Origin of the sequence: Planotetraspora phitsanulokensis (assembly GCF_016863295.1) — a bacterium.
GTDB lineage: Bacteria > Actinomycetota > Actinomycetes > Streptosporangiales > Streptosporangiaceae > Planotetraspora > Planotetraspora phitsanulokensis.
This window is the reverse complement of the sequence record NZ_BOOP01000021.1, coordinates 17,166-36,691: the sequence shown is the minus strand read 5'-3', so window position 1 is coordinate 36,691 and position 19,526 is coordinate 17,166. Positions and strand designations below refer to the sequence as shown.

Sequence of the window (19,526 nt, the reverse complement as noted above, 5' to 3'; positions counted from 1 at the left end):
GTCAACCCCGATTCTTGATCTCTTGCTCGTCCTTGGCCGCCTGCTCCAGCAGCACCCGCATGGCGCGCTCGGCGCCGTCGGCGTCGGCGGCGCGCACGGCGTCGAGCACGGCCTGGTGCGGCGGCAGGAAGTCGTCCTGGTGCCCCTCGGCGTGCACCAGCAGGTCACGGGCGCGCAGCCCGATCTCGATGATGTACTCCATCCGGATCAGCAGCTCGTTGTGCGAGGCCTCCAGAAGCTGGCGGTGGAAGGCCAGGTCGGCCTCGACGATCTCCTTGGCCCCCGACTCCGGGCTGATGGCCGCGAGCGTGGCGGTCAGCCGCTCGACGTCCTCCTCCGTACGGCGGGCCGCCGCGAGCCTGGCGCCGGCCGGCTCCACGATGATGCGCACCTCGTAGAGGTCGTCGAGCAGCCCGGAACCCGCGGGAGCCTCGAACTGCCAGCGGAGCAGGTCGGGGTCGAGCAGGCTCCACTCGGAGCGGGGGCGCACGAAGGTGCCGCGCTTGGGGCGGGCGTCCACCAGTCCCTTCGCGGCGAGTACCTTCAGCGCCTCACGCACGACCGTCTTGCTCACGTCGTAGGTGATCTCCAGCGCCTCCACGTCGAGGGTCGAGCCCGGGCCCTCGACGCCCGTGACGATCCGACGGCCGATCGCCTCGACGACCTGCCCATGTACGCCGCGGCCCGGGTAGACGCTCAATTTCGCCGTCCTCGAATGGGGGAATCTGTGATCATGCGGAATCTTTCCCCGCACGCCAGCCGCCGTCCACCGATACGCCGCGCCGGGTCATTTGGCCGACCCGATCAGCAGCCCGGAGATGAAGTAGCGCTGGAAGCGGAGGAACACGATCACGGTGGGGATCGCGGCGATCACGGTCGCGGCCGCGATGACGTTCCAGGACGAGACAAACTCGCCCTGCATGCCGAGGATGGCCGGGGTCACCGGGAGCTTCTGCTCGTCGCGCAGCAGGGTGATCGCCCACAGGAGGTCGTTGAACGTCCACGTGAAGGCGAGCGAGCCGAGCGCCGCCATGGCGGGCTTGGTCAGCGGCAGGACGATGCGCAGGTAGACGCCGAACGTGGTCGCGCCGTCGATCTTCGCGGCATGGGTGATCTCGTCGGGGATGCCCCGCATGAAGCCGTGCAGCACGAACACGTAGAACCCGAGGCCCACCGCCGTCAGCACGACGATCATTCCGATCCGCGAGTCGAAGATCCCGAACTGCTCGGTCAGCTTCAGCACCGGGATCAGCAGCAACTGGGCGGGCAGCAGGTTGCCGGCGAGCATCAGCAGGAGCAGGGTCTTGCGGAACGGGATGCGGTGCCTGGCCAGGCCGTAGGCCGCCATCGAGGCGAGCAGCAGCGTCACGACGACCACCGGAATGGTGATGATCAGGCTGTTCACGATCGACTGCCACTCGCCGGAGTCGAGCGCCTCGCGGTAGGGGTCGATGGTGAGGCCCTTCGGCACGCTGGCGAGCCCGGCGTCGGCCAGGTCGTCGAACGTGCGCAGCGACGTGACCACGACCAGTGCGAGCGGCACCAGCCAAAGGAAGGCGAGGACGGACATCCCGCCGTGGAAGAACCACGGCCGCACTCGCGACTTACGGGCCGTCATGCGGCCTCCTCCTCACGAAGGCTGCGGACGAGGTAGACGACGATCGTCCCCACGGTGAGCAGGAAGATCACCACGGCCAGGGCCGAGCCGTACCCGAGCTGCGAACCGAGCAGTCCGGTCGAGAACTGGTAGGTGCTCAGCAACTCGGACGAGTGGTACGGGCCGCCCTTGGTGAGCGCCCAGACGATGTCGAAGGAGCGCAGCGCGTCGATGACCGTCACGGCGAGCACCACGGTGGTGATCGGCCGCAGCTGCGGCAGCGTGACGTGGCGGAACCGCTCGAACGCGGTGGCCCCGTCCATCTTCGCCGCCTCGTGCAGCAGCGGATCGACGGTCTTCAGCCCCGCAAGGAACAGCACCATGATGTAACCGACCTGCCGCCACAGCGCCGGAACGATGAGGGCGTAGAGCGCCGTCTCCGGCTCGCCGAGCCAGATGCGCGCCTGGTCCTCCAGCCCGACGGCGGCGAGGAGGCTGTTGACCACGCCATCCGGTTGGAAGATCATCCGCCACACCAGCGCGGTCACGACCATGGAGAACACGACCGGCAGGAAGAAGATCGCCCGGTAGATCCCGATCCCCTTGCGCGGCTTGTCGAGCAGCAGCGCCAGTCCCAGGCCGCCCAGCACGGACAGCCCGCCGAACAGCACCAGCCAGATGACGGTGTTGCGCAGGGCCGTACGGAACGTCTCGTCGGACCACATCCTGGTGTAGTTGTCCAGGCCGACGAAGACGGGCGGGGCGATGCCGTCCCATTGGGTCAGCGAGATGTAGACGCTGTTCAGCGCCGGCCAGAAGGTCCAGAACATCTCGAGCGCGAACGGGATCAGCACGAACGCGAGGAGCACGAGCGTCTCACGGGACCCGCGCCGGACGCCCACGGAGAGGGCGCCCGGACCACCGCGCGAGACGGCCTTGGGAAGGGCTGCCATCGTCAGTTACCGCGCGCCTTCGCGGAGTCGTCCTGCCACTTCTTGAGGATGTCTCCGGCCTCGTCGGGCTTGTCGATGAACCGCACGAGCGCCGTGGTGAGCGCGTTCAACTGGTCGTCGTTGGAGTCGCGGTTGAAGAACTGGGTGACGTCGGCCGCCGAGGCCACCATGGCCCGGCCCTTCTCCAGCAGCGGCGTCGACACGGGCGACTTGGCGTTGCTGTTGGCCGGGATGAGGGTGCTCCCGGACGTCTTGAGGTAGAGCTCCTGCGCCTGCGGGGTGGCGACGTACTTCATGAAGGCGAGGGCGCCCTCCGGGTTCGCGGTGCGGGCGCTGGCGATGAAGCCGTCCAGCGGCGCCTCCTCCGCGACGGGGACGTTGGCGTCGATGATCGGGAACTGGAAGAAGTTGACGTCGGCCTTGACGTCCGCCGGCGTCGCGTCGCCGAGGAACGTGCCGGCCAGGAACATCGCGTCCTTGCCCTGCTGCCACTTCGCCGAGCCCTCCTGGAAGGCCAGGCCCTTGCCGTCCGGGTCGAGGTACGGAAGGACCTCACGCCAGGTGTCGAGCACCTTGGCGACACGGGGGTCGGTGTAGGACTCCTGGCCGGCGAGCAGCGCCCGGTGGAAGGTCGCGCCGTTGATGCGCAGGTTGAGGTAGTCGAACCACGAAGCGGTCAACCAGGCGGAGTCGGCCAGCGGAAGCGCGATCGGGCTGACGCCCTTGCCCTTCAGGGTCTTGCACAGGGCGATGAACTCGTCCCAGGTCTTCGGCTCGGAGACGTCCCACTTCTCGAATTGGGACGTGCGGTAGAACATGCCCCACCAGTAGTAGTTGGTCGGGACGAAGATCTTCTTGCCGCCGGCGTCCGTCGACAGGTCGGCGAACTGCTTGCTGTAGCCGTCCGCGGGGAACGCCGACGTCGCGTCGAGCAGCAGTCCCTGCTTGGCGAAGTTGCTCGCGATCTCGCCGGCGAACCAGGTGAGCATGTCGGGCGGCGTGGCCAGGGTGAGGTCGGCGCGGATCTGCTGCTGGAAAGCGGCCGGCTCCATCGTGTTGAGGGTCGGCTTGTACTGCGGGTTCGCCTTGGCGAACTCGTCCAGCAGCGCCTGCATGGCCTTGCGGCCGCCGTCGCTGGTCTCACGGGACTTCAACTGCAGCGCGGCGGACTTCTTCGTGCCGGATCCAGCGGCCGGCGAGGGGGTGCTGGTCGCACAGCCCGCGAGCGCGGATGCGACGCCGAAGGCGCCGACGCCGGCGAGGAAACCGCGTCGGCTCATGGGGTGACTCACAGGGGACCTCCGTAAGGAACCGGTGGGGGGTGGGTCCGGCCGAGACTGGGGCAACCCTGGCATTCCGGATCGAGCGCCGTCAATAACTATTCATAAGAAATGAAAATTGAGACCTCCCACGGACGCGTACGACCCACCCTGCGACGTCGCACGAAAGCGACAAAGCGGATGTAACGCCCCCTCCGTTCCGGCTCACCTCGGCCCGCCCGTCATGCCGTCTCGCCGGGCAGGGCCGCGACCCGGCCCTCGGCGTCCTCGGCGAGGGAACCCGATCGCCGGATCAGGGAAAAGCCGGTGAGGCGCACACCGCGCACGGCCGGGTCACCGGCTGCGAGAGACAGGAGCCGTATGACTGTGACGACCCGGCAGGGGGTGAGCGACGCCGCTGTCATCGAGCAGTCGTGGCGCGAGCCCGGGGTCTTCGCCGTGCTCTACGAGCGGCACGCACCGCACATCATCCGCTACGTCGCCCGCAGGCTGGGTGACGATCTCGGCACCGACGAGGCGAAATGGACCACGAAACCGGTCAACTGATCTCCGCTGCCGGGCGAGGCGTTACGCGGACTCTCGGACGATCAGCCTGGTCGGAAGGATGATCGGGACGGCGGGCTGCCCCTTGAGCAGGGCGAGCAGCAAGGTGACCATGGCCGCGGCCTGCTCGGGGAACGGATGGCGCACGGTGGTGAGCGGCGGCTCGGCGTAGCTCGCGGCCTCGATGTCGTCGAACCCCACGACCGCGACGTCGTCGGGAACGCGACGGCCCGCCTCACGCAACGCGCGGAGGGCGCCGATCGCCATCAGGTCGTTGGCGGCGAACACCGCGTCGAGACCCGGGTCGTCACGCAGCAGTTGCCGCATCGCGGTGGCGCCCGACTCCCGGGTGAAGTCGCCGACGGCCACGATGGAACGGCGGTCGGAGTCGCGCAGGACCGTGCGGTAGCCGGTCAGGCGGTCCTGCCCGGCGATCATGTCCGGAGGCCCGGCGATGGTGGCGATGCGCCTGCGGCCGCGGTCGAGCAGGTGCCGGACGGCCGCCTCGGCTCCTCCGACGTTGTCGTTGTCCACGTACGGCAGGGCGATGTTCACGGCCGGCCTGCCGTACGACACGACGGGGACGCGCATCCGCGCGAGCGCGGCCGGGATGGGGTCGGCGCCGTGCATCGAGATCAGCATGACGCCGTCCACGTGCCCGCCCGTCAGGTACCGCTCGACCCTGCCGTGGCTGGTGCGGTCGCCCACGAGCATCAGCACGACCTGCTTGTCCGCCGCCTCGAGCTCGGCACTGGCCGACCGGATGACCGTGGAGAACATCGGATCGTCGGAGAAGACCCTGGTGGGCGGCTCCGACACGACGAGGGCCACCGAGTCGGTCCGCTGCGTGACGAGGCTGCGCGCCGCCAGGTTCGGGACGTAGCCCAGCTCGTTGACGGCACGCAGCACCGCGTCGCGGATCCCCGGCGTGACCGTGGTCTCGCCGTTGACGACCCTGGACACCGTGGCGCGGGAGACCCCCGCTCTCGCGGCCACGGCCTCCAGGGTGGGTCGCTTCGTCATGCCTGCTCACGGGTCACGAGCTGGTCCAGCATGGTCTCCGTCTTCCGCGAGAGGGGGCCCGCTCAGGCCGGCCCGTTCCGTTCGATGACCCCCCGGTACCAGAGCGCGCTGTCCTTCAGCAGGCGGCGCTGGGTGCCGAAGTCGACCCGCACGAGGCCGAATCTCCGGTGGTACCCGTCGTGCCACTCGAAGTTGTCCAGCAACGACCACACGAGGTAGCCGCGGAGGTCGGCGCCCGCCTCGATCGCGGCGTGCGCGGCGCGCAGGTGCCCGTCCAGGTATGCCACACGGTCGGTGTCGTGCACCCGGTCGCCGACGACGACGTCGTCGAAGGCCGCGCCGTTCTCGGTGACGATCAGCCCCACCTCGGGGTAGTCGTGCGAGAGCCGTACGAGCAGCGAGGACAGGCCGTCGGGGCTGATCGGCCAGCCCATCGCGGTGGTCGGCTCGTCGGAGCCGTCGAACCCGATGCCCTCGGCGCCCGGCCAGGCCGGGTCGGCCGGCTCACCCGGCTTCGCGACGACGTACGTCGGGTTGTAGTAGTTGATGCCCAGCAGCTCGATCGGCTGGTGGATCACGTCCAGGTCGTCGTCGTGGATGTGCCCGAGGCCCGCACGGCGTTCGACGATCTCGAGCAGTTCGGTGGGGTAGACGCCGCGCAGCGCCGGGTCGAGGAACTGCCGGTTGAGCAGGATGTCGGCCCGGTTCGCGGCCTCGGCGTCCGCCTCCCCCGACCCGTGCGCGATGATCGGCGACAGGTTGAGCGTGAGCGCGATCTCCTCGACGCCCGCCGTACGCAGGGCCTGCGTGGACAGCCCGTGCGCGAGCAGCAGGTGGTGCGCGGCCCGCAGCGCGTCCGCGGCGTCCGTACGGCCGGGCGCGTGCACGCCGTTCCCGTATCCGAGGAAGGCCGACACCCACGGCTCGTTCAACGTGGTCCAGGTCCGCACCCGGTCGCCCAGGCGGGCGTGCACGGCCAGCGCGTAGTCGGAGAAGCGGTAGGCCGTCTCCCGGTTGGGCCAGCCGCCGTGGTCTTCCAGGCTCTGCGGCAGGTCCCAGTGGTAGAGCGTGACGTAGGGGTCGATTCCGGCGTCCAGCAGCCGGTCGACGAGCCGGTCGTAGAAGTCCAGCCCTCGCGTGTTGGTCGGCCCGGAGCCGTCGGGCTGCACCCGCGGCCAGGAGACGGAGAAACGGTAGACCCCGAGCCCGAGGTCGGCCATCAGCCGCACGTCGTCGGCGTAGCGGTGGTAGTGGTCGCAGGCCACGTCACCGGTGTGGCCCGCGGCGACCCTGCCGGGGGTGTGCGAGAAGGTGTCCCAGATCGACGGCCCCCGGCCGTCGTCTCGTGCGGCGCCTTCGATCTGGTAGGACGCGGTGGCCGCGCCCCAGAGGAAACCATCAGGGAAGACCAGCGTCTGCCCCCGAGTCTCGACGGTGGTGATCGTCATCCCTTGACAGCTCCTTGCATGATTCCTCCGATGATCTGCTTGCCGAGCAGGGCGAAAACGATGACGAGTGGCAGCGTGCCGAGCGTGGTGCCGGTGAGGCTCAGCGCGTAGTCGCTGACGTAACCCGCGGCCAGCGTGGACAGGGCCACCTGGACGGTGGGGTTCTCCGGGGTGAGCACGACCAGCGGCCAGAAGTAGTCGTTCCACGCCGACATGAACGTCAGCATGCCGAGGACGGCCGCCGCGGGGCGGGCCACCGGCAGCACCACGTGCCAGAACAGTCCCCAGGTCGTGCAGCCGTCGACGCGGCCCGCCTCGAGCAGCTCGGTCGGCAGCGCCCGGGACAGGAACTGCGTCATGAAGAACACGCCGAACGCGTTGACCAGGGCGGGGACGATGAGCGCGTACATCGATCCCGTCCATTCCAGCTTCACCATGATCAGGTAGAGCGGGATGATGCCGAGCTGCGTCGGGACCATCATCGTGGCCACGGTGATCAGCAGGAGCGCGTTGCGTCCCCGGAAGCGCAGCTTGGCGAAGGCGAACCCGGCGAGCGTGGAGAAGAACATGACCGCGATCGCGATCGACCCCGCCACCAGGACGGAGTTCAGCAGCGCCAGCGCGAACGGGACGGTGTCGAAGACCTTCTCCACGTTGGCGACGAAGTTGCCTCCCGGCCAGAGCGGCGGCGGCACGTCGGCCAGCGCCGAGTTGTCGCGGGAGGCGACGACCACGCTGTAGTACAGCGGGAGCGCCGAGAAGAACACCACGGCGATCAGCGTGAGGTAGGTGAGCGTACGGGCCTTGCCCGGACCCAACCGCGGGATCATGTCAGGTTCCCCCCCGAGCGGCGGGTGAGCAGGTAGTTGACGCCGGCGGCGATGACGATGAAGACGAACATCATCCAGGAGATCGCCGAGGCGTAGCCGAAGTCGAGCTTCGCGAAGTTCTCATAGATGAACAGCGAGAGCGTCTGGTACTGGCGGTCGGGGCCGCCGGTGGGACTGTAGGTGCCGAACAGCAACGGCTCCGCGACGACCTGCATCGCCCCGATGGTGGAGGTGACGACCACGAAGACGATCGTGGGCTTGATCATCGGAATGGTGATCTTCCGCAGTTGCGTGAACCCGGAGGCGCCGTCGATGGTGGCGGCCTCGTAGAGGTCCCGCGGCACGGCCTGCATGGCCGCCAGGAAGATCAGCGCGTTGTAACCGGTCCAGCGCCACATGATCATGGTGGAGATGGCCACGTGCGAGCTCGCGGTCCCGGCGTTCCAGTCGATGGCGCCGACGCCGAACCACGACAACACCCAGTTGATCAGCCCGTAGTCCCGGCCGAAGAGCTGGCTGAAGATGACCACGACGGCGACGACGCTGGTGACGTTCGGGAGCAGCAGCGTGACCCGGAACAGCGTCTGGGCCCGGAGCGGGCGGTTCAGCAGATGCGCCAGCCAGATCGCCAGCAGCAACTGCGGGACCGTCGACACCAGCCCGATGGACACGGTGTTGAAGGTCGCGTTCCAGAAGTACTCGTCGCCGAGCAGGAAGGCGAAGTTGTCCAGGCCGACGAACTTGTGGACGTCGGACAGCAGCGTCCACTCGTGCAGGCTCACCCAGGCCGTGTAGACCAGGGGGAACAGCCCGAACGCGCAGAACACCAGCAGGAACGGCATGACATACGCGTACGGCGAGGCCTTGACGTCGAGCCGGTACGCGAGTTGCCGGCTGAACCGTTCAGACCTGTGGCGCGGGACCGCCGTCGGACGGTCGGGGGCGCGGGTGGCCACAGCGGGTCCTCTCTTGGTTCGTGAGATCGTTGGGGTGGCCGGCTCGCTTGGTCCGAGCCGGCCACCCGGCGAGCTACTTGATCCGGTCGAGGTCCTGCAGTGCCTGCTGCCACGCCGCGTCGGGCTGCTGCTTGCCCTGTTCGACGCGTTGCAGGGCGTTGCCGAACGCGGTGAGCACGTCACCGGCCTTCGGCCCCACGTGCTGGGGCTTCAGCGCCTTGGCGGCGTCGGTGAAGATCTTGCCCGTCGGCGCGTCGCTGAAGAACGGGTTGGTGAAGCCCGTGATCGTCGGGTCGTCGTACAACGCGGGGATCGACGGCAGAGCGCCTGCGTCGGTGAAGAGCTTGAGCTGGTTGTCCTTGCTGGTGAGCAGGTCGATCAGCTCGGCGGCCTCCTTGGGGTGCTTGCCCTGCTTCGGCGCCATGAGGTGGGTCCCACCCTGGTTGCCGCCGCCACCGCCGGGCACCGCCGCGACGTCCCACTTGCCGGCCGTGGTCGGGGCCGCGTCCTTGATGCTGCCGGTCTTCCATGACGGGCAGATGATCGTGGCGAAGGAGCCCTTGGTCAGGCCGGTGTTCCACGGCGGGCTGAAGGCCAGCAGCTTGGCGGACTCGTCCGCCTGGAGCATCTGGACCGACAGGTCCCATGCCTTCTTCACATCGGGGTTGGTCCCGGCGACGAGGTTGTTCTGCTCGTCGTAGTACCCGACCGGGGCCTGGTCGACCATGGCGCGGAAGTTCTCACCCGGGCCGTCGAACCACTTGGCGCCCTTCACCTTGGCCGCGACGAACTGCTGGCCGACCCTGGAGTAGTCCTCCCACGTGGGCCAGAGCTTGGACACCTCGTCGCGGTTGGTCGGCAGGCCCGCCTCCTTGAACAGGTCGGTCCGGTAGCACATGGCCAGCCCGCCGATGTCGGTGCCGAGGCCCAGCAGCTTGCCGTCGGGCGACAGGCCCTGGCTCCACTTCCAGTCCAGGTAGTCGGCCTGCCTCTTGCCCAGGCCGTACTGGCCGAGGTCGTAGAACTTGTCGGCGAGCGGAGTGAACGTGGCGATGTATCCGGCCTCGACGGCCACCACGTCCGCGGCGCCCGCGCCGGTCGCGAGCTGCGTGGTGAGGTTCTTGTGGTGGTCGTTGAACTGCGCCCGACGCTCGACGATCTCGACGTTCGGGTGGGTCTTCTTGAACTCCTCGTACAGCGGCGCGAAGTGGAAGTCGCTGAACAGGCCGACGGTGAGCTTGATCTTCTCGGCCGGCTGACCTGAGGCCGCCGGTTCTCCCGAGCCGCCACCGCAGGCGGCCACGCTTACGGCCAGTAAGGCTGCGGTGAGCATCGGGGTGATGCGTCCGGGGCGAAGCTTGCCCATAGAACCCTCCTTGGGCCCCTCAGTGATCTTTTAGAGAGCGCTCCCTCACACCGTGGATTCCGGCGGCATTTCATGTCAAGGGCCCCACCGTAACAATGGTCGATACCTGCGGAACGGCGGGCGGATCGAATCGAGAGAGCGGTTTCTTCTGATTCATATGATTTCCCCAGCTCACAGGCATGTCTATCGCCGGAATCGCGAGTCTAGAGAGCGCTCTCTAGTTGTAACTTGAAGGATATTTCGGATGTGCGCTGCATTTCGGTTCGGTTAACAGGGTTCTTGACAGCTCTTCCTAACAGGTAGGACGCTCAGCTCCGGGAGCGCTCCCTGAACCCCCCGCCCGCCAAGGAGACCCCCGTGAGTCCATCCCGCAGTCCAGGCCGTCACCGCCTGGGCTTACTGGTCGCAACGGCGATCATCCTCATCACGTCCTGCTTCGTCCTGGTCCCCGCCGCCGCGGCCGACACCCTCATCTCGCAGGGGAAGACGGTCACCGCCTCCTCGGTGGAGAACGCGGCCTTCCCCGCCTCCAACGTCGTCGACGGCAGTCTGACCACCCGCTGGTCGAGCGCGTTCAGCGATCCCCAGTGGATCCAGATCGACCTCGGCTCCGTCCAGACCGTCAGCCAGGTCGTGCTCAACTGGGAGGCCGCCTACGCCAGGGCCTTCCAGATCCAGACCTCGGCCGACGGGACGAACTGGACGACCGTCTACTCCACCACCACGGGGACGGGCGGCGACCAGACGCTCGCCGTGACCGGCAGCGGCCGCTACGTCCGCCTGTACGGCACGCAGCGCGCCCTCCCCTACGGCTACTCGCTGCTCGAGTTCCAGGTGTTCGGCCCCGGCGGCACCACGCCGGGCTGCGGCACGGCCGACGCCGCACGTGGCCGCCCCGCCACCGCCTCCTCCACGGAGAACGCCGTCTTCCCGGCCGCCAACGCCGTCGACGGCGACGCGGGAACCCGCTGGGCCAGCGCGTTCAGCGACCCGCAGTGGATCCAGGTCGACCTCGGATCCGCCCAGCAGATCTGCGGCGTCACCCTCACCTGGGAGGCGGCCTACGCCAGGGCCTTCCAGATCCAGGTGTCTTCCAACGGCACGACCTGGACGACCGTCTACTCCACCACTACCGGCGCCGGAGGCACCCAGACCCTCGACGTGACCGGCACCGGGCGTTACGTCCGCATGTACGGCACGCAGCGCGCCACGGCCTTCGGCTACTCGCTCTTCACGTTCTCGGTCCGCACCGGTTCCGGCACCACGCCGACGCCTACCCCCACACCGACTCCCACCCCCACGCCGACCCCGCCCGACACGGGCGGCGACAAGCTTCTGTCGTACGGCAAGCCTGGCGTGGCCTCGAGCTCCCAGAGCGACGTGAACTGCTACGAGTGCACCCCCGCCCGCGCGTTCGACCGTGACCCGGCCAGCCGCTGGGCGACGAGCAGCACCACCGGCTGGGTCGACCCCGGCTGGATCTACGTCGACCTCGGCGCGACCGCGCAGATCCACAAGGTCGTGCTCCAGTGGGACCCGGCCTACGCCAGGGCGTTCCAGATCCAGGTGTCGCCGGACGCCGCCAACTGGACCCCGATCTACACCACGACCACGGGCCCCGGGTTCAAGCAGACCCTGACCGTCAACGGCACCGGCCGCTACGTCCGCATGTACGGCACACAGCGCGCCACGGCCTACGGCTACTCGCTGTGGGAGTTCCAGGTATGGGGCACCGGTGGGGCGCCCATCACCCCGCCCCCGCTGCCCCCCGACCCGCGCACCCCGCCGCAGCTGGTGTGGAGCGACGAGTTCAACGGCCCCGCCGGCAGCAAGCCCGACCCGGCCAAGTGGACCATCGACACCGGCACCGGCCCGAACAACGAGCTCGAGTACTACACGAACAACAACAACGCCTCCATGGACGGCAACGGCAGCCTCGTCATGGAGGCCCGCAGGGAGACGACCGCGGGTTCCGCCTGCCCCGGCGGGCCCTGCCAGTACACCTCCCACCGAATGAACACCGGCACCAAGTTCACCTTCACCTACGGGCGGGTGGAGGCCCGGATCAAGGTGCCCAAGGGCAACGGCTTCTGGCCGGCGTTCTGGATGATGGGCTCCGACTTCCTGACCGGGCGGCCCTGGCCGTACAACGGCGAGGTCGACATCATGGAGATCCTCGGAAAGGACACCAGGACGGCCTACTCGACGATCCACGCGCCGGCCTACAACGGCGGCGGCGGGATCGGCTCGCCGTACACGCTCCCGGGGAACGCGGACTTCTCCGCCGACTACCACGTGTGGGCCGCCAACTGGGACAGCAAGGGCATCGTCTACACGCTCGACGGCCAGACGGTGTTCACGCTCAGCAAGGACCAGGTCGAGGCGACACGGGGGCCATGGGTCTACGACCACCCGTTCTACCTCATCCTCAACCTCGCGGTGGGCGGCGACTGGCCCGGCCCGCCGGACGCGAGCACACCGTTCCCGTCACGGATGCTCGTCGACTACGTGCGCGTCTACCAGTGATCCAGCACTGATCCACGCACTGATTCACGCACTTATTCACGCGCTGGTTTCACGCGCTGGTTTCACGCGCTGGTTTCACGCGCTGGTTTCACGCACAGATTCACGCGCTGGTTTCACGCACTGATTCACGCGCTGGTTGCACACACTGATCCAGCACCGATCAGCCGGTGGCCCGGGAGCTCTCCCGGGCCACCCACCCCCCCACCCTCTGGAGTCCGTCATGTCCCCACCCAGCCATGTTCCCCGGCATGTCCCCCGGCACGTCCCCCGTCTGAGACTCGCGGCGCTCGCCGCCGCGCTGTTCGCCGTCCTCGGCGCCTCCGCGGTGTTCCTGCCGCGTGCCGAAGCGGCCGCGCCCCCGCTCTCGCAGGGCCACCCGGTCACCGCCTCCTCCGTGGAGAACGCCGGCGCCCCCGCCTCCTCCGCCGTCGACGGAAACCTGGGCACCCGCTGGTCCAGCGCGTTCGCCGATCCGCAGTGGCTGCAGGTCGACCTGGGCGCGACCGCCACCGTCAACCAGGTCGTGCTCAACTGGGAGGCGGCCTACGCCACCGCCTTCCAGATCCAGATCTCCGCCAACGGCACGAGCTGGACCACCCTCTACTCGACCACGACGGCGACCGGCGGCAACCAGACCCTCAACGTCTCGGGCAGCGGCCGCTATGTCCGGCTGTACACCACCAAGCGCGCCACCCAGTACGGCGTCTCCCTGTGGGAGTTCCAGGTCTTCGGCAGCGGCGGCACGACGCCTCCGCCGACCGGGGGCGGCGGGAACGTCGTGCGCGTCGCCGAGTTCCTCGCCGACTGCCCGTTCAGCCACCGGCTCCCCGACGACCCGATCATCTATCCGGGTCTGCCCGGCGCCTCCCACATGCACAGCTTCTTCGGGAGCACCACGACCAACGCGAGCTCGACCCTGACGAGCCTGCAGAACGCCAACAGCAACTGCAACCCGGCCGTGGACAAGTCGGCCTACTGGGTGCCGACCCTGTACAAGGACGACGTGCCGGTCGAGCCGGTCATCACCACGTTCTACTACCTGGGCGAGGGCGTCCGCGACGACATCATCGCGCAGACGCAGCCCATGCCCCTGGGCCTGCGCATCGTGGCCGGCAACGCCAAGGCCACCGCGCCGGACGCGACGACCATCTCCCGCTGGTCGTGCCTGCACGCCGGTCAGGTGAACCCCGGGAAGGACTTCGTCAACTGCCCGGCGGGCACGATGCTGGAGTCCTACCTCGACTTCCCGCAGTGCTGGAACGGCCGCGACCTCGACTCGGCCGACCACAAGAGCCACATGGCCTACCCGGTGAACGGGCAGTGCCCGGCGACCCACCCGGTGCCGGTGCCGAAGCTGCGCCAGGTCCTGCGCTACCCCGTCAGCGGCGACCCGTCGCACTTCCGGCTGGCGTCGGGTCCCGGTTTCACCATGCACGGCGACTTCTTCAACGCCTGGCCCGAGGCGGAGATGGCCCGCCGCGTCAACGACTGCATCCGTCCCATCATCAAGTGCGGCGCGGACGGCCACCCTTGACAGGCCCTTGACAGGCCCTTGACTGCCCCTCGCGGCGGTCACCGCACCCCCTCGGGGCAGGGCCTGGACACAGGCCCCGCCCCGAGGCCCGGTCGTCACATCTCCGTTCCGCCCTGGTTCATGAGGGGCCGTACCTCCATGGCGCCGAACCTGGCGTCGGGCCAGCGCATGGCGATCTCGGTGGCGCGTTCGACGTTCTCGCAGTCCACCATGAGATAACCGGCCAGATGTTCCTTCGCCTCCAGGAACGGGCCGTCGGTGACGGCCGGAACGCCGTCATGCGGGCGCACGGTCCTGGTGTTCGACGGGTAGGCCAGCGCCTCGCCCCCGATCAGCTCCCCGGACTCGGTGAGCTCCCGCATGATGGTGTCGACCTCCGCGAACAGCTCGGTGCGCTCGCTCTCCCGCAGCTCCTCCACGAACCCCGGGCGGTTGTAGATCAACAGCATGTACTTCATGGTCTCCCTCTCGCCGAGCGGCGCCGTCTGCGGCGCGTTCACCGGTACGTCGGAGCGGACGGCGGGTCCTCGACATGCGCCCCAGGGAATTCTCCGGCGACTTACTCGATTATTCCGATGGTTTTGGTAGGATTTCCCGATGCATTTCGACTACGTCATGGCGATCGGCTCCTTCCTGGTCGCGGTCGTCGTCGGACTGACCGGCATGGGCGGCGGCGCACTCATGACACCCATGCTGGTGACCTTCTTCGGCGTGCCGCCACTCGCCGCGGTCTCGAGCGACCTCGTCGCCGCCGCCGTCATGAAGCCCGTCGGCAGCCTCGTCCATCTGCGGCGCGGAACGGTCGACCTCAGGCTCGTCGGCTGGCTGTGCGCGGGCTCGGTTCCCGCCGCGTTCTGCGGCGTACTGGTCGCCAGGGCGCTCGGCACCGGTGAGGACGTCCAGGGCGTGATCCAGGCGGCGCTGGGCGTCGCGCTGCTCATCGCGGCGGCGGGCCTGGCCGTACGCGGCTATCTCGCCATGCGCGACAGGGCCGAGGGACGCACCTCGGCGACAGGACGCCGGACCGCCGCCCCGGGCGAGCCGGCCGCGACCGGGCTGCCCACCGTGACCGTACGGCGACTGCCGACGGTGCTGGTCGGAGTCGTGGGCGGACTGGTGGTCGGCATGACGTCGGTCGGGTCGGGCTCCCTCATCATCGTCGCGCTGCTCGCCCTGTATCCCGCGCTCAAGGCCAACCAACTCGTCGGAACCGACCTGGTCCAGGCCGTGCCGCTCGTCATGTCGGCCGCCCTCGGGCACGTGCTCTTCGGCGACTTCCAGTTGTCGGTGACCGCCGCGCTGCTCGCCGGGTCGATTCCCGGCGTCTACCTCGGCTCGCGCATCTCCTCCCGGGCTCCCGGCGGGCTGGTGCGCCGGGTCCTGGCGTTCGTGCTGCTCGCCTCGGCACTGAAGATGTTCGGTGTGGGCAACACGGCCACCGTCTGGGTGCTGGTCGGCGTGCTGCTCGCCGCGCCCGCCGTGTGGACCCTCCTGCGGGTCCGGCACGGCCTGCCCGCGATTCCGCGGAGGCGCTCTTCCGTCCCTGTTCGCGACGACGCCGCGGACACCCCCAAAATGGGGCATGAGACAACTGGCTCAGCCGCGAATTGAGATCAACGGCCGCCCGCCGGTCGCCGAGCAGGTCCCGCTTCCCCTGGTCAACCACGGCCACTTCACCGCCATGCAGGTCAGAGATGGACGGACGAGGGGCCTGGATCTGCATCTCGCGCGCCTGGACGGCGCCACCCGGGAGTTGTTCGGCGACGGACTGGACGGCGACCTCGTACGCGACCACATCCGGCACGCCCTCGGCGACGACGTCTCCGACGCGTCGGTGCGCGTCATCGTCTACTGGCCGGACGGCGACGACGCTGCGTCCATCGTGGTGACCGTGCGCCCGCCCGCACCCGACCCCAAGAGTCCGCAGAGCCTCAAATCGGTCGCCCACCAGCGGCCCGCCGCCCACATCAAGCACATCGGCGGGTTCGGGCAGTACTACTACGGCCGCATGGCCGTACGCGAAGGCTTCGACGACGCGCTGCTGACCGGGCACGGCGGGGTCGTCGCGGAGAGCGCCATCGCCAACATCGGCTTCTTCGACGGGACGTCCGTCGTCTGGCCCGACGAACCGTGCCTGCACGGGATCACCATGCAGTTGCTGGAGCCGCGACTGCCGGACATCGGGATCGGGTCCCGGCGCGGGCCGGTGCGACTGGCGGACGTCGCCGGATTCGAGGCGGTCTTCATCACCAACTCCCACGGGGTCGCCGCGGTGAGGCGCATCGACGACCTGGTCCTCCCCACCGGGCACCACGTCGTCGAGGCCGCGGCGCGCCTGTACGACTCCGTCCCCTGGGACGTCATCTGAACCCGGCTTGAGCCCGGTTCCCGGGCGACCGGCCTGACCGGGCTGACGAGCACGCCGAGTTTCGCGAAGGCGGCCGCACCGGCCACGTTCGTCCACCCGGGCGTCTTCGTCAGCAGGCCGCAACTCGACTTCGTGCGGTCGAAGGTGCAGGCGGGCGCGCAACCCTGGAAGGCCGCCTACGACCAGATGCTCGCGAGCAGGTACGCCTCGCTCTCCCGGACCCCCAAGCCGCGGGCGATCGTCGAGTGCGGGTCGTACTCCAACCCGAACAACGGATGCACCGACGAGCGCGAGGACGCGATCGCGGCCTACACCGACGCGCTGATCTGGTACATCACCCGCGACAGCCGGTACGCCGAGAAGGCAATCAGCCTGATGGACGCCTGGTCGGCCACGATCAGGGACCACACCAACAGCAACGCGCCGCTGCAGACCGGGTGGGCGGGGTCCTCCTGGCCGAGGGCGGCGGAGATCATCCGCTACACCTACACCGGCTGGCCGTCCGCGAACGTCACCCGCTTCGCGACCATGCTCCGCAACGTCTACCTGCCCAAGGTGATCAACGGCTCCAACAGCAACGGCAACTGGGAGCTGAGCATGATGGAGGCCGCGATCGGCATCTCGGTCTTCCTGGAGGACCGCACGAGCTACGACAAGGCCGTGGCCAAGTTCCGCGGCCGGGTGCCCGCCTACATCCACATCACGGCCGACGGCGCGCTCCCCAAGGCGCCCCCCGGCAGCTCGATCGACACCCGTGACGAGATCATCGGCTACTGGCAGGGCCAGTCCACGTTCATGGACGGGCTCACCCAGGAGACCTGCCGCGACTTCGTCCACACCGGGTACGGCATCGACGCCATCGCGCACTTCGCCGAGACCACCCGCATCCAGGGGCAGGACCTCTACCCGGAGATCAGCGAGCGGCTCCGCCACGCACTCGGGCTGCAGTCCAAGTACGAGCTCGGGGCGGCCGTGCCGTCCTCACTGTGCGGCGGCAGCGTCAAGCGCGGGCTCGGCCCGGTGACCGAGGTCGGCTACAACGCCCTGCACAACCGCATGGGCATCGCCATGACGAACACCCAGACCCTGACCCTCCAGCAGCGCCCCGCCGGGACCAACAACCTCTTCGTCGCGTGGGAGACCCTCACCCACGGCGACAACCCGAACTGACCCGCCGACCCCCCTGGCACCGCTCGCACCACGGCCCGCCGTTCCCCTCGTCACGGGGAGCGGCGGCCCGCGTTTCAACACCCGCGTCTCAGCGTTTCGGTGACCCGAGTCTCAGTGGCCGGGCATCCCGGCGTCGGGGATCCGGCCGCCCACCTGGCCCAGCAGGGCCAGATGCGCCCGTACGGCGGGCCTCGCCTCGGCCGCGAGCCGCTTCACCTCGATGGACGAGCCCTCACGCAACTCCTGGGCGATGCTGCGCAGAAGGCGGTGGTGATGATCGGCCTCGTGGGCCAGCCAGGCCCGGTCGAACGCCGCCCCCGTGTTCCGTGCCATCCGGCGCATCTCCGCCGCGCCCGCGGCCCCCGCCGTACCGGGCAGCGTCACCGCGACCTGCCGGGCGACCCGCTTGACGTCCTCGTCGAGCGCGGTGTGGTCGCTCACCAGCCGCTTCACCAGATCACGTACGGCCGGTGCGCTCGCCGTCCGCTCGACCGTCGGGCCGTGCTCGATCATGTCCAGGTTCGCCTGATGGGTCTCGATCAGGAACGTGCGGTCCTGCTGGTTCACCCCTTCCCGCGCGGCGGCGACGCCGACCGTTCCGCACACCACGACCGCGGAAACGCCCAGCACGACGGCGACTCTCGACAGCATGCGATCTCCCCCCGGTGGTTCGGCCGCTCTCGTTCACCTCACTGATATTTCGGATATAAGGACCTATACCCGGACAAAGTTGCTGGTCACCCGGCCCTGTGGCGGGCCCTGAGGAGAGGGGCACCGATGACCGAGCAGCACGCCGTCACCCGCACCCTCACCACGCGCGAGGTGGTCAAGCCGACTCCGGCGGAGCTGATGGAGGACACCGGGACCGGCCTGGACTTCGGGACGCGCCCCGACCGGATGCCCGGCCACCTCACCCCGGCCGACCGTTTCTTCGTCCGCAACCACGCGCCGACGCCGCGCCTCGACGCCGCGACCTGGACCCTGATGATCGAGGGCGACGGCGTGCGGGCCCCCGTCTCCTACACCTACGACGACCTGTGGCGCCGGTTCCCGATGGTCTCGGTGGTCCGGACGCTCGAGTGCGCGGGCAACCGCAGGGCGCTGTTCGCCGAGGAGACCGGAGCGCGCTTCGACGGGACCCAATGGGGACGCGGCGCCGTAGGCACGGCGGAGTGGACGGGCGTGCGCCTGCGCGACCTGCTCGAACCGGCGGGAATCACCTCCCGCGCGTGCGAGGTCATGCCGGAGGGCCTCGACGCGGCCCGCGCGCGCAGGCCCCTGCCGCTGGCGAAGGCCCTCGCCGACGACACCCTGCTCGCCGTCGCCATGAACGGCGAGGTCCTTCCCCTCGATCACGGCTTTCCGGCCCGGGTCGTGGTGTCCGGCTGGCTGGGCGCCGCGAGCATCAAGTGGGTCGGCCGGATCGAGGTGTCGGAGCAACCGCTGCGCGTGCCGTGGAACACCCGTGACTACGTGCTCTTCGGCCCAGGCCATCCGGCCGAGGGCACCCCCATCACCGGCGTTCCCGTGTCCGCCCTGGTCGAGCTGCCCTGGCCCGCCCGGCTCCGGCGGGGCCCCCAGATCGTCCGCGGGCGGGCGTTCGCGGGCGAACGCGCGGTCGCGGCCGTGGACTACCGCGTGGACGACGACCCCTGGCGGCCGGCGGTCCTGACAACGCCCGGAACGGCGGGCGTGTGGGCGCGATGGCAGTTCCACTGGAACCCCCGGCCGGGCGACCACGTGATCCGGGTGCGCGCAATCGACGACCAGGGGCGTGCCCAGCCCGACTCCAGTGCATGGAACGCTCTCGGCTACTGCCAGAACGCGGTCCTGGCCCACCCTGTCATGGTCGGCTGATCGCGCTCTCCTCCCCGCAAAATTGCCGGCTCTTACCGGCAATTGATTTGAATTCCTGCTAACGCCTCATATGCT

At 69.1% G+C, this 19,526-nt stretch carries 18 protein-coding genes; 7 read left to right on the top strand and 11 right to left on the bottom strand.

Translation table 11 applies throughout. The features are described from left to right. Position 1 precedes the first annotated feature (1 nt). The 4 genes from Pph01_RS22535 to Pph01_RS22520 all read right to left on the bottom strand — a co-directional run bounded on the left by Pph01_RS22535 (position 2) and on the right by Pph01_RS22520 (position 3,830). A complete protein-coding gene (locus Pph01_RS22535; protein WP_204075131.1) occupies positions 2–700 on the bottom strand; it encodes a FadR/GntR family transcriptional regulator in 699 nt (232 codons plus the stop codon). An 87-nt stretch (positions 701–787) separates the two neighbouring features. Continuing rightward, positions 788–1,618 carry a carbohydrate ABC transporter permease gene (locus Pph01_RS22530; RefSeq protein WP_204075130.1) on the bottom strand — a complete coding sequence of 277 codons (831 nt, stop codon included), beginning with the start codon at positions 1,616–1,618 and terminating at the stop codon, positions 788–790. Beyond that, positions 1,615–2,550 carry a carbohydrate ABC transporter permease gene (locus Pph01_RS22525; protein WP_204075129.1) on the bottom strand — a complete coding sequence of 312 codons (936 nt, stop codon included), beginning with the start codon at positions 2,548–2,550 and terminating at the stop codon, positions 1,615–1,617. Before Pph01_RS22525 ends, Pph01_RS22530 begins: the two co-directional genes overlap by 4 nt. Positions 2,551–2,552: 2 nt before the next feature. Beyond that, positions 2,553–3,830: an ABC transporter substrate-binding protein gene (locus Pph01_RS22520; protein WP_204075128.1), complete on the bottom strand. Its 1,278-nt coding sequence runs from the start codon at positions 3,828–3,830 to the stop codon at positions 2,553–2,555. A gap of 360 nt (positions 3,831–4,190) precedes the next feature. On the opposite strand from Pph01_RS22520, the gene Pph01_RS22515 reads away from it, so the two are divergent. Further along, the gene (locus Pph01_RS22515) at positions 4,191–4,376 is read left to right on the top strand and encodes a hypothetical protein (RefSeq protein WP_204075127.1); all 186 of its coding nucleotides are present in this window, start codon (positions 4,191–4,193) and stop codon (positions 4,374–4,376) included. 21 nt (positions 4,377–4,397) lie between these two features. Here Pph01_RS22515 and Pph01_RS22510 read toward each other — a convergent pair whose 3' ends face one another. The 5 genes from Pph01_RS22510 to Pph01_RS22490 form a co-directional block, all read right to left on the bottom strand. Beyond that, the gene (locus Pph01_RS22510; protein WP_204075126.1) at positions 4,398–5,396 is read right to left on the bottom strand and encodes a LacI family DNA-binding transcriptional regulator; all 999 of its coding nucleotides are present in this window, start codon (positions 5,394–5,396) and stop codon (positions 4,398–4,400) included. Between the two features lie 62 nt (positions 5,397–5,458). Next, positions 5,459–6,844 carry a GH1 family beta-glucosidase gene (locus Pph01_RS22505; protein WP_204075125.1) on the bottom strand — a complete coding sequence of 462 codons (1,386 nt, stop codon included), beginning with the start codon at positions 6,842–6,844 and terminating at the stop codon, positions 5,459–5,461. Continuing rightward, the gene (locus Pph01_RS22500; protein WP_204075124.1) at positions 6,841–7,674 is read right to left on the bottom strand and encodes a carbohydrate ABC transporter permease; all 834 of its coding nucleotides are present in this window, start codon (positions 7,672–7,674) and stop codon (positions 6,841–6,843) included. The genes Pph01_RS22505 and Pph01_RS22500 overlap by 4 nt, the downstream gene beginning before the upstream one ends. After that, entirely contained in the window at positions 7,671–8,630 is a 960-nt protein-coding gene (locus Pph01_RS22495) for a carbohydrate ABC transporter permease (RefSeq protein ID WP_204075123.1), read from the bottom strand. Before Pph01_RS22495 ends, Pph01_RS22500 begins: the two co-directional genes overlap by 4 nt. 73 nt (positions 8,631–8,703) lie before the next feature. Continuing rightward, positions 8,704–9,996 (bottom strand): ABC transporter substrate-binding protein, encoded by a 1,293-nt coding sequence (locus tag Pph01_RS22490; protein ID WP_204075122.1) that lies wholly within the window; start codon positions 9,994–9,996, stop codon positions 8,704–8,706. 357 nt (positions 9,997–10,353) lie between these two features. Between Pph01_RS22490 and Pph01_RS22485 the strand changes: the two genes are divergently transcribed. Together Pph01_RS22485 and Pph01_RS22480 are read left to right on the top strand one after the other, a co-directional pair. Beyond that, on the top strand, positions 10,354–12,522 hold the full coding sequence (locus Pph01_RS22485; protein ID WP_239116927.1) for a discoidin domain-containing protein: 2,169 nt from the start codon (positions 10,354–10,356) through the stop codon (positions 12,520–12,522). 220 nt (positions 12,523–12,742) lie between these two features. Further along, positions 12,743–14,056, top strand: coding sequence for a DUF1996 domain-containing protein (locus tag Pph01_RS22480; protein ID WP_204075121.1), 1,314 nt, complete (start codon positions 12,743–12,745; stop codon positions 14,054–14,056). 95 nt (positions 14,057–14,151) lie between these two features. On the opposite strand, the gene Pph01_RS22475 is transcribed toward Pph01_RS22480, so the two are convergent. Next, a complete protein-coding gene (locus Pph01_RS22475; RefSeq protein WP_204075120.1) occupies positions 14,152–14,514 on the bottom strand; it encodes a YciI family protein in 363 nt (120 codons plus the stop codon). A gap of 139 nt (positions 14,515–14,653) precedes the next feature. On the opposite strand from Pph01_RS22475, the gene Pph01_RS22470 reads away from it, so the two are divergent. The 3 genes from Pph01_RS22470 to Pph01_RS22460 all read left to right on the top strand — a co-directional run bounded on the left by Pph01_RS22470 (position 14,654) and on the right by Pph01_RS22460 (position 17,594). Beyond that, on the top strand, positions 14,654–15,667 hold the full coding sequence (locus tag Pph01_RS22470; RefSeq protein WP_204075119.1) for a sulfite exporter TauE/SafE family protein: 1,014 nt from the start codon (positions 14,654–14,656) through the stop codon (positions 15,665–15,667). Then, positions 15,639–16,424, top strand: coding sequence for an aminotransferase class IV family protein (locus tag Pph01_RS22465; RefSeq protein WP_204075118.1), 786 nt, complete (start codon positions 15,639–15,641; stop codon positions 16,422–16,424). Before Pph01_RS22470 ends, Pph01_RS22465 begins: the two co-directional genes overlap by 29 nt. A gap of 132 nt (positions 16,425–16,556) precedes the next feature. Continuing rightward, positions 16,557–17,594, top strand: a complete 1,038-nt coding sequence (locus tag Pph01_RS22460; RefSeq protein ID WP_204075117.1) for an alginate lyase family protein — start codon at positions 16,557–16,559, stop codon at positions 17,592–17,594. Between the two features lie 111 nt (positions 17,595–17,705). Here Pph01_RS22460 and Pph01_RS22455 read toward each other — a convergent pair whose 3' ends face one another. Further along, a complete protein-coding gene (locus Pph01_RS22455; RefSeq protein WP_204075116.1) occupies positions 17,706–18,245 on the bottom strand; it encodes a DUF4142 domain-containing protein in 540 nt (179 codons plus the stop codon). Positions 18,246–18,371: 126 nt separating this feature from the next. Between Pph01_RS22455 and Pph01_RS22450 the strand changes: the two genes are divergently transcribed. Next, positions 18,372–19,451 carry a sulfite oxidase gene (locus Pph01_RS22450; RefSeq protein ID WP_204075115.1) on the top strand — a complete coding sequence of 360 codons (1,080 nt, stop codon included), beginning with the start codon at positions 18,372–18,374 and terminating at the stop codon, positions 19,449–19,451. Positions 19,452–19,526 lie beyond the last annotated feature (75 nt).